Below are 14808 nucleotides of genomic sequence, written 5' to 3'. Positions count from 1 at the left end.
CCAATAAGCAAAGGGGTACTTAAATTATTGGCTGGAGGTACGCTTCAGTCTACCATTACAGAAGGACAAAGATTGCAGGGAGAGGGTTTCCCAAGTGACGATCAGCTCAATAACCCTAATGCGGCAGTGAATCTCCTTTCCAAAACATACAATTATTCAGACTACAAATACAGTTCGGTATTTGGCCGGGCAACTTATAACTGGGATGAAAAATACATCCTCAACGGAACTTTTAGAAGAGATGGGTCTTCCCGTTTTGGCCCAGGTAAAAGATTTGGGAATTTTGGAGCCATAGGTGCGGCCTGGCTGTTTGCTAATGAATCTTTTGTTAAAGACAATCTGAGCTTCTTAAGTTTTGGTAAAATCAGAGGTAGTTATGGAACTGTGGGGAATGATCAGATTGGCGATTACCAGTACTATGACAGCTGGACGGCAACAAGTTTCCCTTATGCAAAATTAGGTACTTTGTTTCCAACACGTTTTGCTAACTCCAATTATCAGTGGGAAGTGAACCACAAATTTGAAGCGGCCCTGGAACTGGGTTTCCTCAAAGACCGCATTTTGTTTACCGCCGATTATTACCATAATAAATCCGGGAATATGTTGATTGAATATGTATTGTCTCCTCAATCCGGATTCTCTTATTATGTAGCCAATCTGCCTGCTGAACTGGAAAATAAAGGATTTGAATTTGAATTGAATACCATCAACATCAATAAAAACGATTTCAAATGGAACACTTCATTAAACCTGACCATAGCAAGGAATAAACTCCTTAAATACCCAGGATTGGAAAATTCCTCCTTTGCAAACAAATATTTTATCGGTCAGCCTATTAATGTAACAACTGGATTTAAGTCTACAGGAATTAACCCGCAAACGGGTATCCCTACATTTGTAGATAAGGACGGAGATGGTCTTATCAGCGATCCTGAAGATATATTCGTGTTAGGCACTACCACACCAAAGTTTTACGGAGGATTTCAAAATACATTGACTTACAAGAACTGGAGTCTGGATTTCTTTTTCCAGTTTGTTAAACAAGAAGGGCCATTATTAAATTACGGGCGCCTGTCTACTCCTTATGGAGCAATAGGTAATAAAGACATCAGCGCTTTAAACAGCTGGACAACTCCAGGACAAGTGACTGATGTACCGATTGCAACCACCACTACCGGACCAGCCTATCAGGCCTATACACAATGGCGGCTTTCTAGCGCAAATTGGGGGGATGCATCATTTATCCGCTTAAAAAATGTAGCCCTGAGGTATAATCTCGGCTCGCTGTTTAAAAATCTTAAAGTAAGAAATTTAACAGTTTATCTGCAGGGGCAGAACCTGTTTACCATTACAAAATACAAAGGTTTTGATCCGGAAACCCAAGGTCCGGTTCTTCCGCCTTTAAGCACCTATACTGCAGGTTTACAAGTTTCCTTTTAACCCTTAATTTTTTAAATGATGAAAGCTATTAAATATATACTATTGATCATCACATTTACTGCAGCCAGTTCCTGCAAAAAATATGTAGATGTAGACGCACCCAGAACAGAACTTGCACAAAGCAGCGTATTTGTAAACGATAAAACCGCTATTGCCGCTATGGTAGGAGTTTATTCAGATATGAATGCCTATAACTATCAATTTGCCAATGTGATCACTATGTTTATGGGTTCCATGTCGGCAGATGATTTTACTTATGCCGCAACGCTGGCCGGGTTTGATGAATTTAAAAATAATACTGTAACCCCAGGCAATACTTATGTGAATGGCATGTGGTCACAACCTTATGATTTTATATATCGTGCCAACTCAATTATTGAAGGTGTAACCGCATCCAATACTTTAAGTGCCGGGGTAAAAAATCAGTTGCTGGGAGAGGCGAAATTTATACGTGCCTTTTGCCATTTTTACCTGGTTAATATTTTTGGAGATGTCCCGCTTATTCTTGATACTGATGTGATTAAAAATACAGATTTACCAAGAACAGCAACAGCTCAAGTCTACCAGGCAATCATTGCAGATCTTGTGGATGCTAAAAGATTATTATCCAGTGATTTCCAGGGAGGAGGAGAGCGAACAAGACCAGCTAAGGGAGCTGCAACACTGCTGCTTGCACGCACCTATCTTTATTCAGGTAATAATGCCCAGGCTGAAATTGAAGCGGGAGAAGTTATTGCAGACAATGCGCACTACAGTCTTTTGCCTAAGGAAAAAATAAATGATGTTTTCCTAAAAAATAGTAAGGAAGCTGTTTGGCAGCTTCAACCAGTAAATATATCCGGAAACAGAAACACCTGGGAAGGTTTTACGATGACACCTGCCAGCATTACCAATCCAACAGCTTATTACAGACTAACTAAGGACCCACAATACGGACTTGTATTTGCTTTTGAACCCAATGATCTTAGAAAATCCAACTGGACAGGGAACTATACAACATCAGCTACACCTCCATTAACGCATACTTACCCTTATAAATATAAAGTCAGGACAAATGCAGTTGTAACTGAGTATTCTATGGTTTTGCGTTTTGCAGAAGCCTACCTGATCCGTGCAGAAGCAAGGATACAACAGGGCAAATTACAACCCGGAAAAGAAGACTTAGATGTAATCCGCAACCGCGCGGGGCTTGCGCCGTTAACTTTACCAGGCAGTATTGCAGCAGGAATGCTGCAGGTGGAGCAGGAGAGAAGAGTCGAGTTCTTCGCAGAATGGGGACACCGCTGGTTTGATCTTAAACGCTGGAAAAGTACAGTTACAGTTGGGAAAACACGAGCAGATGATGTACTTCCGGCAACCAAACCACTTTGGAAATCTACGGCTATTTTAATGCCTATCCCTACAGATGTTATTAAAACCAATCCAAACATGGTACAAAACCCGGGTTATAATTAAGCGTAAAGAAAATGAAAAACATATATATCCTGATCTTACTTGTACTTGCCAGCTGGCAAGTACAAGCTCAGGTCCTCGAAGTGGGTCCTGAACAACCCGAAAGGGGAGCGAAAGTGACCATTACCTATCATACAGGCGCTGCGGATGCTAAGATCAGCAAAACAGCAACGGAGGTGAATATCGTTTTTACCTATTCAACTTTTTACGAACTGCCCTGGAAAATGCCAATGGTTAAGAAAGGAGAGGATTGGGTAGCCTCTTTTGTTTTGCAGCGTTATGCAACTTATGCAACCTTCTACATTCAGAGTGGTGATGTTGTAGAAAAACCATCAGAACAAAAGCATTTTGAAATTCCAGTATATAAAGGAGGCAAAAGGGTGGAAAGCGGTTTACTTCATGAAGCCTATAGCCTAACCGCCCAGATGCCCAAATCAGCAGATATTTCAACACTGAAAATTGCGTTGCTGGAAAAAGAACTCCAGAACTATCCCAATAATTATGAAGCTAAAATTGCATTGCTGAACACCAGGATCAACCTTTCCAAAAATCCTACAGAAAAACTTAAATACAGAAATGAAGCCAGGAAAATCATTGCTGCCAAATTTAAAGCCGACCCTACAACTATTGGAAATGTAAATCTGGTGACCATGGGATACCTGATGATCGGAGAGAAAAGTCGGTTAGACTCGGTCAGAAAGGTAATTCGAGAGAGATATCCTAATTCTGATCTCGGAAAAGATCTTCGTGCTGATCTGATTTCCAGGGAAAAAGATCCAGTAGAGAAGATCCATAAACTGGAAGCTCTGTTGAAAACAGGCGATCAGTCTGGGGGAGAAGGTTCCACGAATATCCACTCTTTGCTGTTTGATCTGTATGCTTCTGCAGGCGATTCTGTAAAGGCTTTGGCCCATGCCGCCCGTTTGGTAATTAAAAACAGCCCTCAAATCCCTCAAAATTTAAAAGACATAGCAGAAAAATTAACGGAAGCCAAAATTGCACCTGAACATGCTATTCAATATGCCCGCAAATCTCTTGATAGGGTAGCACAGTGGCCTGTTGGCATTATCCGGTATTTTCCTGAATTTGGATATATCCCGTCCTACGTTGCAGATAGTGTGAGGACTAAGACGATTGCTGAAGCCAAATCAGCTTTGCTTTCCTTAATCGCATTAAATAAATTGTATCAGGGAAACAAAGCCTCTTCCTTAAAATATACTGCAGAAGCATTAAGCCAAAGTAACGGGAGAGAAGGCATTCTAAATTCAGCTGCGGTTTATGAGCAAACCGGTCAACACCAGAAAGCTTTTGATGCCCTGTGGAAACTGTTGCTGAAAAACCCGACAGATACCGTGGTTTTGAAACAAGCAAAGACCAATTTCATGAAATTCAATAGTTCTTCAGCAGAATTTGAAGCCAAGGTAAGTGAGTTAGAGAAACTGGAACTTGCACAGTTAAGAGAAAAACTTAAAAAACAACTGATGAACAAGCCAGGACCGGAACTATCTGGTATTACAGACCTGGAAGGTAAAATAGTTACGCCAGAAATGATGAAGGGAAAGATTGTTATATTGGATTTCTGGGCCACCTGGTGTGTGCCCTGTATGCAGGAAATGCCCTATTTTCATAAAGTATATCAGAAATATAAGGACAACCCAGATGTCATGTTTATGGTAGTGAACAGCGGTGCCAACAATACCCTCGCAGATGCAAAAAAATGGGCCGGGCAGAACAGCCATTATACTTTCCCGGTTTATTATAATACCGATAAGAACATAGGGGATAAGGTCGGGTTTACCTTAATTCCAACTATTGTTGTACTGGATCAGAAAGGCCTGATGCAGTTCAGAACGATCGGATTTGAGGGAGAGATTCTACAGAAAAAACTGGCTGTAGAAATAGAATTGCTGCTGCAGGAAAATAAAAATTAGACCTTATGCGGCATAGTAGTTCGTGTGCAATACTATGCCGCATTTTTTGTATATTGCATGAATACCCTCAGGAAATGTACAGATTAAAATGGCAGCAGAACAATATCCAAAAGTTTATTTGTATAGAAGAATCGTTCAGGCCAAACTATTCATTGACAACAACTATGCTGATAAAATAGATCTTGGTAATATTTCAGATGAGGCTTATTTCTCTAAATTTCATTTTATCCGCCTGTTCAAGTCTGTGTATGGGAAAACACCTCATCAGTATTTAAAATATGTAAGGATTGAGAAAGCTAAAGAACTGCTGAAAAATGAAGTTTCCGTTTCTGAAGCCTGTTTTTTTGTAGGTTTTGACAGTGTTTCTTCTTTCAGCGGTCTGTTTTCAAAAGTAGTTGGAACCTCTCCATCGGCATATTTAATGAAGCATCAGCAAACCAAAAGGAAGATCAGTCTTGCCCCGCTTTCCTTTGTGCCGGGTTGTTATGCGTATCAGCATGGTTGGATTGAAAATAGCAATTTTGAAGAAGCCAATGACTAAATCATTGCTGAGATTTGTGTTATGTTTAATACTAAATCGCAACAGCTATGATTACAAAAATGACCATCACAAACATCCATGTCATCAACCAGGATAGTGCTTATGATTTCTATGTAAATAAATTAGGTTTTAAACTTGTGGATGATATCCAAATGGGACCAGGAACCCGCTGGCTTACGGTCTCACCACCTGAACAACCCGATTTACAATTGGTCTTATTTCCGGTTACAGTAAGCAAAATGTTCCCAAAAGAAATCGCTGATAATTTAATTGATTTGATCAAAAAGGGAATATTTGGTTGCGGGGTTTTAACCTGCAATGACATTTTTGCAACCTATGAAGAATTAAAATCCAAGGGTGTTGAATTTATTAAGGCACCTACCAAGGAATTTTATGGAACAGAAGCCCTGTTCAAAGACGATTCAGGGAATTTTTTCTCTTTGCAACCCATTAATAACTTTGGCAATGAAAACAATATTTGATAAAAGCACAAGAGATGAATTGATCTACAGGATCAATTTGCTCCACGAAAACAGTAAACCTCAATGGGGCAAAATGAATGTGTACCAGATGGTAAAACATTGCAGGTTATGGGAAGAAATGGTATTGGGTAGAGTACCGTTTAAACGATCTTTGATCGGGCGGATATTTGGCAAAATAGCTTTGAAAGATTTAACTAAAGATGATAACCCGTTGAGACGTAATACACCTACCAGTCCGGAATTTAAAATAGCAGACAACAATGGTGATCTGGCATCTGAGAGTGAAAAATGGATTTCGCTGCTTGAGGGGCATGCACATTATTCAGGCGATGATTTTTTGCACCCGTTTTTCGGGAAGGTAACTAGAGAACAGACAGGATATTTATCGTATAAGCATACGGATCACCACTTAAGACAATTTGGGGCATAGTCTGTGAATTATGCCCCAAATTGTATTTAAAGAATATAGTAGGATCCTACCGGTGCCATTTCTGTTTGAGGACGGTCTTCGTATAACTTATTATCATCCAGCATTTGGCATAAATCCCTTTCTATAACCCGGCAAATAGTCGTCGTTGGCGTATCAGTAGGTTTGTTTTCAAATGGATCCTGAAGATGCACTGCCATTTTTTCTACCAGTAAGAAGAAAGCAGCAATAGCAATAACCACCGGAATTTCAACATAACCAAAATATTCAATCAGGCCAAAGGGTAACAGAATGATGAACAGGTGTATCGACATATTAATGTATTTGCTGTAAGTAACGGGAAATACGGTATTTTTTATCCGCTCACAGCCACCCATATGGTTACATAAAGCATTTAATGTCTTGTCAATCTCAATTTGCTGATATTTATTGATCCATCCTTCATTTAAAGCCTTCTTCAAATCAATGGCATGAAGTTCCAATAAAGCCACCAAAACATTTTTATTTTTGATAAACTGCATCTCTTCCTTAGTCAGGTAACGCTCCAGACCTTTATCTGCACGATGGTTTCTTAAAGATTGGCTCAATGCATAACACCAGGCAATTTGCCGTTTCACAAAACGGCTCTTAAAGATTTCTACTTCCTCCTGGTCATAAGGGTTTTCAACAAAATACAGGATCTGTCTGGACAAGCTTCTGGAATCATTCACAATAGCTCCCCATAAGATCCGTGCTTCCCACCAGCGGTCATAAGCCTGGTTGGATCTAAAGGCAAGCAACAGAGATATAATTGTGCCTAATAGTGCCGGTACCGCCACAGGAATCGTAATGCGTGTAACATGGAAATTCTGATAAAGGACCACAATGCCTATAGAATAGGCAACCACGAAAATGAGCTCCTTTTTTATCTTTCCAAAAATATAAGTCAGCGGAATATTGTTTTTTAACAGCATAATAATCTTTTTTTAAGGTGTATAAATTATACAGGAGAGGTTTGCAACTGAGGTTCGTGTATCTTGGTGTCCATCAAGGACTCTCTGCTGTAATCCTGCTCAGGAACAGCATAAGTGTCTAACGAAATCACTTTACAGTCAGTGCGTTCTGTCAGGAATTTTGGGTCAATGCTATACTTATTGATTTTTTTGAAATCGTAGTGTCTGGGGTAGGCAATACAATCTACTTCCAGTGCTTCCGTGAAATTTCTAAAGGCAACAGCTGTACTGCCATAGAAATATTCTATCCTGAAACTATGATCCTCATATTTTTCTTTATAGTGACGGAGTTGTGTATAAAACTCGTCACTCACATTTTCGTAGTCCCGGTTTCTCCTGCTCAGCATCAGCATATCTGTTATCGAATCCGATAACTTGAAAGCATGTAGAAAGATGATTTTTAACGGTTCATTTCTTAGATTTGCCACTAAGGCATCAATGATCTTTGTGCTTTCGGGATTAAAATCTGTCGGTACCAATACTGTTTTCATAATCTTGAAGGTTAAATGAATAATGATTTAATACAAGATTAGGCCAGAAGCATTACAACCGGATAAGAGTGAGATTAGAACCGCATTAGAATTTAAATAATGTTCCTTATTTTAAAGGAAGGAGCACCTTAATCTCCGTGCCTTCCATTACCGTAGATTTGATTGCAATACTGCCCTGATGCAGGCGGATGATATTCAAAGAAAGCGGAAGACCCACACCATAGCCTTCATAATCATTTGTATTTGAAGCCCTGAAAAAGGGTTCAAAAATATGCTGGACATCACCTTCAGGTATACCAATTCCTTTATCTATAACTGCTATAGAGAGTTTATTGGCCTTGCACTCAATGCTCAGGTTTACCGTTTGATGGTTGGAATACTTGCAGGCATTGCTTACGATATTGCTAATGGCCAGTTTAATCAGGTTCCTGTTTGCCCTTATATTCAATTGTTCTTCGCTATCGGGCAGTTTACTGAAATCAATTTCTATTTTGCTTTTAGGATAGACCTGGCCAACGGATGCTTTAATTTCCCAAAGCATCTCATCCATTCTCACATCTTCCCAGGGCTGGTTCTTACCATTGAAACCTGATTGGGCCAAACCCAGCAGGCTGGTGAGGATATGCCCAAGTCTTTCTGTTTCGTCTTTTATCTTCAATAATGCAGTTTGCTGAAGAGGATCTGTATTGGTCTGCAAGGCCAACTCTACTTCTCCACTGATAATGGTTAAGGGGGTCCGTAGCTCATGGGAGGCATTACTTATAAAATTGTTCTGGGTCTCGAATGCTGTTTCCAGCCGGTTGAGCATATTGTTAAAAGTCTGTGCAAGCTGGGTCATCTCATCGCCTCCATTTTTAATATCTAAACGAAGATGGAGATTTTCTGCTTTGATCTTTTTAACGCTTTTTATAATGTTACGCAGAGGCCTGAGCATATAATCAGAGAATTTCCATCCCACCACAAAGGATAAGACAATAGATAAAAGGAAGCCGGCAAGTAATATTTTTTGAAGATATTTTAATTCCCTGAAGCCAAATGGATCATTGGCAGAGATGATCACGATATAGCCCTGACCCGGCCCCTGGAAATATTTACCTGCATAAAAATGATTTTCCACGCGGTACCGTGCCATCTTCCCGGAATTGATTTGGTCATAAAAGCTGGCCGGGAGATCTAAATCTGTTCTAAGCTTACTTCCATTTCCTTTATCAGCCTCCTGAATGTATTCTTTTTCCGAAGGTAGGCGTTCCAGATAACGGTTCCTGATCTTAGCATAGGCCTCATTATTGCCATCATCATAGAGTTTAATCTGTGCGGCAATATTGACTCTTGCTTCCAGTCGTTTGTAAAAATCTTCAAAGGCAAATTCATTAGAAAAATACCAAACAAAGCCACTCAGCAATGAAATGATGATAGCCGATAAGATGGCAAACAATAAGGTAATCTTTTTGGCAATCTGCATTATTTATCTTTTAAAACATAACCCAAACCTACAACTGTATGGATCAATTTCTGATCTGAGGGCTTATCTATTTTTTTTCTAAGGTAGTTTACATAGACATCCACCACATTGGTGCCCAGGTTAAAGTCGATATCCCAAACGCTTTCCAATATATCTATCCTGGATAGAATTTTAGACTTGTTCTTGGCCATAAATTCCAGCAAACGATACTCCGTAGCGGTTAAAATAATCTCCACGTCATTTCTCTTCACGGTTTTTGCTGTTACATTAATATACAGATCAGCTATGTTTATAATCTGGTCACTATTTACTATTCCGCTGTAACGTCTGAGCAGCATCCTGATGCGGGCAAAGAGCTCTTCAAATTTAAAAGGTTTAACAATATAATCGTCAGCGCCATTGTCCAGGCCGGTCACAATATTCTCTGTTGTGCCCAGAGCAGTGAGCATAATAATAGGAACATCGGGTTTCTCGTTTTTAATGATTTTACAAAGCTCAAGACCATTGATACCCGGTAACATGATGTCAAGAATAATCAGATCGAAAGAATTATTTTTAGCCATCTGGGCCCCAATCAGTCCGTCGGGCGCTACACTGACCGAAAATCCTTCACCGGTAAGGCCCCGGGAAATCACCGAGACCACATTTGGCTCATCTTCTACGATTAATAAATTCATGTTGATGGTAAAGAATCTAAAAAAAAACGGAGATTACAAGAAAAAAACGACTTTTCTACATCATAAAACCTTTCATTGCTGCTTTAGCGTAATCGCCCCAATTCTTTAACGCGGTACCTAAAAAGGTCTTAAAGCCTTCGAGGTCCATTGGTTTTCCTTTAACAGGCGGTTTGACCACATCTGCCGATACTGGTACATCACTGACTTTAGTTGCAAACCAAGTGATGTTTTCATGCGGTAAAGCGACACCAAGAATCATACCCGGAAGTCCGCTGAATGATTCCGGTCCGCCAGGAACAGGGATTTTATCGGTATAAAATGCAACCACATAGATAGAATCCATCATAATACCATTGGCCCTTCTGCAGTTGTATCCCAGAATGTCACGTTTCTCATCGGTAATTTTCCAGGTAAACTTTCTGGTCTTATCCTTAATTAAAAAAGTCTCTTCATACACCTTTTTTTGCATGGTGCTTGTTTTTGCCGATAAATCAGTATAAATGATGTTACCCTGAAGGGTGGAAGGTTCATCGCCAAAAAAGGATCCTTGTGATGCAGTTTTAGGGTCAACCGGAGTGAACAGTGTTTTCTGGTCCGAAAAACTCAATACACTTTTCAACTGCTTAAATTGAGGCTGACTTCTTTTAAATGCATCAAAAGCTTGTTCATAAAAGCTACTGGGTGTTTTGCCCATATTTTTTTTGATCAGGGCATACATGTTTACCTTTTTTTCATATTCAATAACCCCCTGATGAATAAACCGGGCGTTTTGTGCTGCCGTTCTGTTTCCAAAACAAAGCGGCAAGATCGTTATAGCGATATAGATCAGTTTCATCTTCATTATTTTTGTGTTTTTCCGCCCCCCATTTTGTTAAAGTCCCAAGTTAAGGAGCACATGAAATATCTTTTAATAGTGGTGTAATTGGTTTGGGTAATCATATTGCCATAAGCGCTGCGGTTAAAACCGGTATTCTGGTTCAAAAGGTCTTTTCCGGAAAAGGATAGCCGCAAATTCTCTTCTTTGAAGAACTTTTTGGTGATCGAGGCATTCCATATAAAACGGCTAAAGTCTTCGTTGAACGATTCCGTCTTTCCTTTAAACTCATAATTCCCATCTGAGCCCAACTCCATTTTAAATGGCAAGAAGACAGTAAAGGAAGAACTACCATTAAATCCCCAGCCATTATTATTTAAATTCTTCTGCAAAGAGGATTCACTGGTGTTATAATTAGGCCCCATGTTCAGGTAGAAACTGTATTTCTTCTCCTTGTATTTGGAAACACTGATCCCACCTGAATAATTGTAGGATTTTGTTTTGTTAAGTGCAGTATTGGAATAATTGTAGGATGTATTTCCATTGGTACTTGCATAAAAGCCAAAGTTGAGGTCAATAGACTTAATTTTGTTGTTCAAACTTGCGGAAAAATAAAAATTTGAGCTGTTTCTACTCGTTAAATTGATAGACTGGTAAGTGGATTTGCCAGCAGAATCTGTTGTCACATTGCTCACTATAGGGTTCATGGTAAAACTATAAGAACCGTTTACCCAAAGAGATGTAGAACTCAAAACCTTATAAGAATTATAATTTAAGCTAAAACGATTGGTAAACGAAGGTCTCAGGTTTGGATTACCCATGGTAATATTCAGGGGATCTGTATTTACACTTACCGGTTGGATCTGATCTATACGGGGTTGGGAAGTATTTCCATTATAGTTAAAACGCAGCGATTTTTGCTGGGAGAATTTATATTGATAGGAAGCCTGAGGACTCCAGTTGATGAAATTTCGGTGCAAGCTTCCATTGGTGTATTCATCAAGCTGATTAAATTGGACGGCTGTTACCTTACTCCCAAAGTTGATAATGGTTTTGTCTTTATTGTAATTAAAGATCAAGCCAAACTGATTACTCAGCTGGTCAAGTTTATAACGGTTGCTGTATACGCTGTCCAATATGGTATATTGTCCAGGAGCGGAGGGGTTGAATGATTTCCTGTCCTGCAGGCTGTTATTGATACCTAAGCCATAGTTGAATAAGGCAGAAAAAGAGGCGGAAATAGGTTCCGAGTAAGTGATATTGGAATTAAATACATTGGTTTTAGACCGATTGGTCTTATACTGGTCTATGATTTTTGTACTGTCTGGTAGCAATATCCCCTGATCATTGTAAAATTTATTGGTAGATTTTAAGAATCCATTGCTTTCTGAGTTGCTAATGTTTTCTGTTAAATTTACAGATATGCTTCTCCCTTTCTTCTTAAACTTTCTGTTCCAGAAAACCGTTGCTTTAAAGAGTTTTTCATCACTTTTATTAGCCAGACTGCGGTTACTCTCATTTAACATGACATCGTTTTCTCTTTTGGATGCTGCAATATAGGTGCTGTTTTTTTCACTATTTTTAAAAGTGGCCTCTGCGGAAACCTTTAATGAAGACAGTGTGTCGAGTTTCACTTCATATTTGACATCTCCTTTTTGCCGGAACGCATAATTATTAAAAGACTCATCAGAATTACTTTTGATCACATTGCCGGGAAGATTGTTCTGGGAAATCACATTTTTGGTCCCATCCACATTCATAGAACCTATTTTATAGTTGGCATTGACAGACTCTTTATCGGTGTTCCATTTCGCATCATAATGCACACCACCAGATCTAACAAGCGGTATTCCCTGGCCATCATACCTGCCATCAAACGAATCCAGCCCATCATCTCCGTCAAAATAAAACATTAAGCCTCCATCATCTGAGAACTCCATACTGCTGGAACCACCATATTTATCGCTGTCCCGCCAACCTAAGCCAGTAACTCCTGTATTGCCTAAAATTCCGTAAGCAGCGAATTTTTTCTTTGCTTTGAACAGGTTAAACATAAGCTGCTCCTGATGGTTTTTATTGGTTCCAATCCCGGCATCTGCTTTTCCAAAATAACCCTGTTTTTTATCTTCTTTTAATTTGATGTTGATCGTTTTTGTCTTTTGGCCATCGTCTATGCCTGTAAATGCAGCCTGGTCACTTTTTTTATCGTACAGTTGAACTTTATCCACCATGTCGCCACGTATATTTTTGGTCACCAGTGTAGGATCGTCTCCAAAAAACTCTTCGCCGTCAACAAGTACCTTATTTACGGTTTGACCTTGTGCAGTGATTTTTCCGTCTTTGTCTATTTGGATACCGGGTAGTTGTTTGAGCAGATCTTCCACTTTAGAATTGGGTTGTATAACATAGCTGGAAGCATTAAATTCTGTAGTATCCCCTTTTATTTTAATGGCAGTGGCTTTGCCTTTGATGATCACACCCTGCAACAGGTTGGCTATAAGCGTTAAGCTAAGTTTTTCAAAATCTTTTTCCCGGTGTATAGAATCCAGTTTAAAATTTTCAACATAATCTGCATAGCCTGGATAGGTAACCAATAAAATGAACTGTCCGGGTGAAAGCTGATCTATAGTAAAGGAACCATTTTCTGCTGCGAAACCAAAGTTAACCAGGGTAGAATCTTTTGCGTTGAGTACAGATATACTGGAATTAACAAGCTTTGCGCTATAAGCGGTATCTACTACAAATCCTTTGATCTGGTAGTTGTTGTTCTGCGCATGCAGAGCTAGAGAAACTCCAATAAGGAGTGCCAGCGAGAGCATTATTCTTTTCATACAGGTAAATATGTTAACCAAATTAAGGTTATTCGTTTGTCAGGTCAAGTCGTTTAAGATCTTTTAACTTTTTTTAACATGTTGTAAAGTAGGTAGTTAAATGTGGATGGATGAGGGGTTTCATAGATGGCGAAGCCGGGGCAGATGTATGCCAGAGTTGGAGCAAATTGGTGGGAGATTCGCTGAAAGTACCTGTTTTGTGGTTCTGGTATGGTTCTGCTGCGAAGGAGCTGTGAATGTGGTGCTTTGAAAATATGTTTTCTGATCTAGCTGAACCTTGCAGGTTCTGAGGCTTGAATCAGTAAAACATATTTCTTGGGTGCAGACTGGGGTACACGGATTTTCTTTAGCAAATTGCACTGAGAGGGGACTGAACCTCTATCAATTTCTCGGGATTGTCCGTATAGATACCGTCAACTTCCAGTCCTTTTATTCTTTTGATCTCATCATAGGAGTTGACATTTTCATAGGGGTCAAAGTTCTTACAGGTCCATACTTTTATTTTTCTGCGGTGGAGTTCGTTCAGGGCCCGTGTAGTTAAAATTTTCATTTTTCCCAGTTTTTCGGGAAGAAAGATGATGTCAGATTTTAGTTTAACCCATCTTTCCATCCTCAGTTTACTGGCGTAAATGAATCTCTTGGTTTCTTTTGTTCCGGCAATGAACGTCCATGTAGGTTTCAATAGCCGGAATTGGTCAATGATCACATCGTGGATGCTTTGTATCGCTATGTTGCTTTGCTGCTCATGGCTTTCCACAATAGCTATTACTTTTTTGATCAGTGTAGGATTGTTTTCATGAATGTCGAGTATAAACCTTTGCCCTTTGAAAGTTTTAAATATTTCATCCAGTGTAGCGATTTTACAAAGGCTGTTTAAGGTTCCGTCTGCATTTTTTAGATTTAAGGTTTGTAATTCTTCCACCGTGAAATGACATACCTTTCCCTTTCCATTGGAAGTACGTTCTAAATCAAAATCATGGAATGCAATGACATTGTTTTCTTTAGTTCGCTGTAAATCTATTTCTATGATTGCGTCTGGGGAATAACGGAGGCTATGAAGAATTGCAGCAACAGAGTTCTCAGGTTTTTCTTCGGTACCACCCCGATAGGCGATAATATTAAAATCGTTGTTTAGCAATGTTGATTTCATGTTGTTATTTTAATGGCATATCTGCGATATATACAACTGAAAATCAAGGTGCGACTAGTTGGGGGTTTCCTTTTTATTGCTATCAACGCAGTAAACGGAAATAGTAGATTCATTATAG

Annotated in this window: 14 protein-coding genes; 7 read left to right on the top strand and 7 right to left on the bottom strand. The window is 39.4% G+C overall.

Annotated elements, in window-relative coordinates:
* The 6 genes from VNZ46_RS18620 to VNZ46_RS18595 all read left to right on the top strand — a co-directional run.
* Positions 1 to 1440: TonB-dependent receptor domain-containing protein (locus VNZ46_RS18620; RefSeq protein WP_325561530.1), on the top strand; the 1440-nt coding region annotated here is incomplete at its 5' end.
* 15 nt (positions 1441 to 1455) lie between these two features.
* Positions 1456 to 2895 (top strand): RagB/SusD family nutrient uptake outer membrane protein, encoded by a 1440-nt coding sequence (locus VNZ46_RS18615; RefSeq protein WP_325561529.1) that lies wholly within the window; start codon positions 1456 to 1458, stop codon positions 2893 to 2895.
* Positions 2896 to 2906: 11 nt separating this feature from the next.
* Positions 2907 to 4823, top strand: coding sequence for a TlpA family protein disulfide reductase (locus VNZ46_RS18610; RefSeq protein WP_325561528.1), 1917 nt, complete (start codon positions 2907 to 2909; stop codon positions 4821 to 4823).
* Between the two features lie 88 nt (positions 4824 to 4911).
* Positions 4912 to 5364: an AraC family transcriptional regulator gene (locus tag VNZ46_RS18605; RefSeq protein ID WP_325561527.1), complete on the top strand. Its 453-nt coding sequence runs from the start codon at positions 4912 to 4914 to the stop codon at positions 5362 to 5364.
* 47 nt (positions 5365 to 5411) lie between these two features.
* Complete coding sequence (locus VNZ46_RS18600) at positions 5412 to 5846, top strand: VOC family protein (RefSeq protein WP_325561526.1); 435 nt, start codon at positions 5412 to 5414, stop codon at positions 5844 to 5846.
* Entirely contained in the window at positions 5830 to 6276 is a 447-nt protein-coding gene (locus VNZ46_RS18595; RefSeq protein WP_325561525.1) for a DUF1569 domain-containing protein, read from the top strand. The genes VNZ46_RS18600 and VNZ46_RS18595 overlap by 17 nt, the downstream gene beginning before the upstream one ends.
* A 26-nt stretch (positions 6277 to 6302) precedes the next feature.
* On the opposite strand, the gene VNZ46_RS18590 is transcribed toward VNZ46_RS18595, so the two are convergent.
* The 6 genes from VNZ46_RS18590 to VNZ46_RS18565 all read right to left on the bottom strand — a co-directional run bounded on the left by VNZ46_RS18590 (position 6303) and on the right by VNZ46_RS18565 (position 13540).
* The gene (locus VNZ46_RS18590) at positions 6303 to 7226 is read right to left on the bottom strand and encodes a bestrophin family protein (protein WP_325561524.1); all 924 of its coding nucleotides are present in this window, start codon (positions 7224 to 7226) and stop codon (positions 6303 to 6305) included.
* Between the two features lie 26 nt (positions 7227 to 7252).
* Positions 7253 to 7756 carry a hypothetical protein gene (locus VNZ46_RS18585; protein WP_325561523.1) on the bottom strand — a complete coding sequence of 168 codons (504 nt, stop codon included), beginning with the start codon at positions 7754 to 7756 and terminating at the stop codon, positions 7253 to 7255.
* 106 nt (positions 7757 to 7862) lie between these two features.
* A complete protein-coding gene (locus VNZ46_RS18580; protein WP_325561522.1) occupies positions 7863 to 9218 on the bottom strand; it encodes a HAMP domain-containing sensor histidine kinase in 1356 nt (451 codons plus the stop codon).
* Entirely contained in the window at positions 9218 to 9895 is a 678-nt protein-coding gene (locus VNZ46_RS18575) for a response regulator transcription factor (RefSeq protein WP_325561521.1), read from the bottom strand. Before VNZ46_RS18575 ends, VNZ46_RS18580 begins: the two co-directional genes overlap by 1 nt.
* A gap of 55 nt (positions 9896 to 9950) precedes the next feature.
* A complete protein-coding gene (locus VNZ46_RS18570) occupies positions 9951 to 10730 on the bottom strand; it encodes a GLPGLI family protein (protein ID WP_325561520.1) in 780 nt (259 codons plus the stop codon).
* Positions 10731 to 10735: 5 nt separating this feature from the next.
* Entirely contained in the window at positions 10736 to 13540 is a 2805-nt protein-coding gene (locus tag VNZ46_RS18565) for an outer membrane beta-barrel family protein (protein WP_325561519.1), read from the bottom strand.
* 110 nt (positions 13541 to 13650) lie between these two features.
* On the opposite strand from VNZ46_RS18565, the gene VNZ46_RS18560 reads away from it, so the two are divergent.
* Positions 13651 to 13776 (top strand): hypothetical protein, encoded by a 126-nt coding sequence (locus tag VNZ46_RS18560; RefSeq protein WP_325561518.1) that lies wholly within the window; start codon positions 13651 to 13653, stop codon positions 13774 to 13776.
* A gap of 110 nt (positions 13777 to 13886) precedes the next feature.
* On the opposite strand, the gene VNZ46_RS18555 is transcribed toward VNZ46_RS18560, so the two are convergent.
* Positions 13887 to 14690, bottom strand: a complete 804-nt coding sequence (locus tag VNZ46_RS18555; RefSeq protein ID WP_325561517.1) for a glycerophosphodiester phosphodiesterase family protein — start codon at positions 14688 to 14690, stop codon at positions 13887 to 13889.
* Positions 14691 to 14808 lie beyond the last annotated feature (118 nt).

Origin of the sequence: Pedobacter sp., assembly GCF_035566355.1 — a bacterium.
In the GTDB taxonomy this organism is placed as follows: Bacteria; Bacteroidota; Bacteroidia; order Sphingobacteriales; family Sphingobacteriaceae; genus Pedobacter.
Note: the sequence above shows the minus strand (reverse complement) of the source record. Positions and strands in the feature narration are given on the sequence as shown.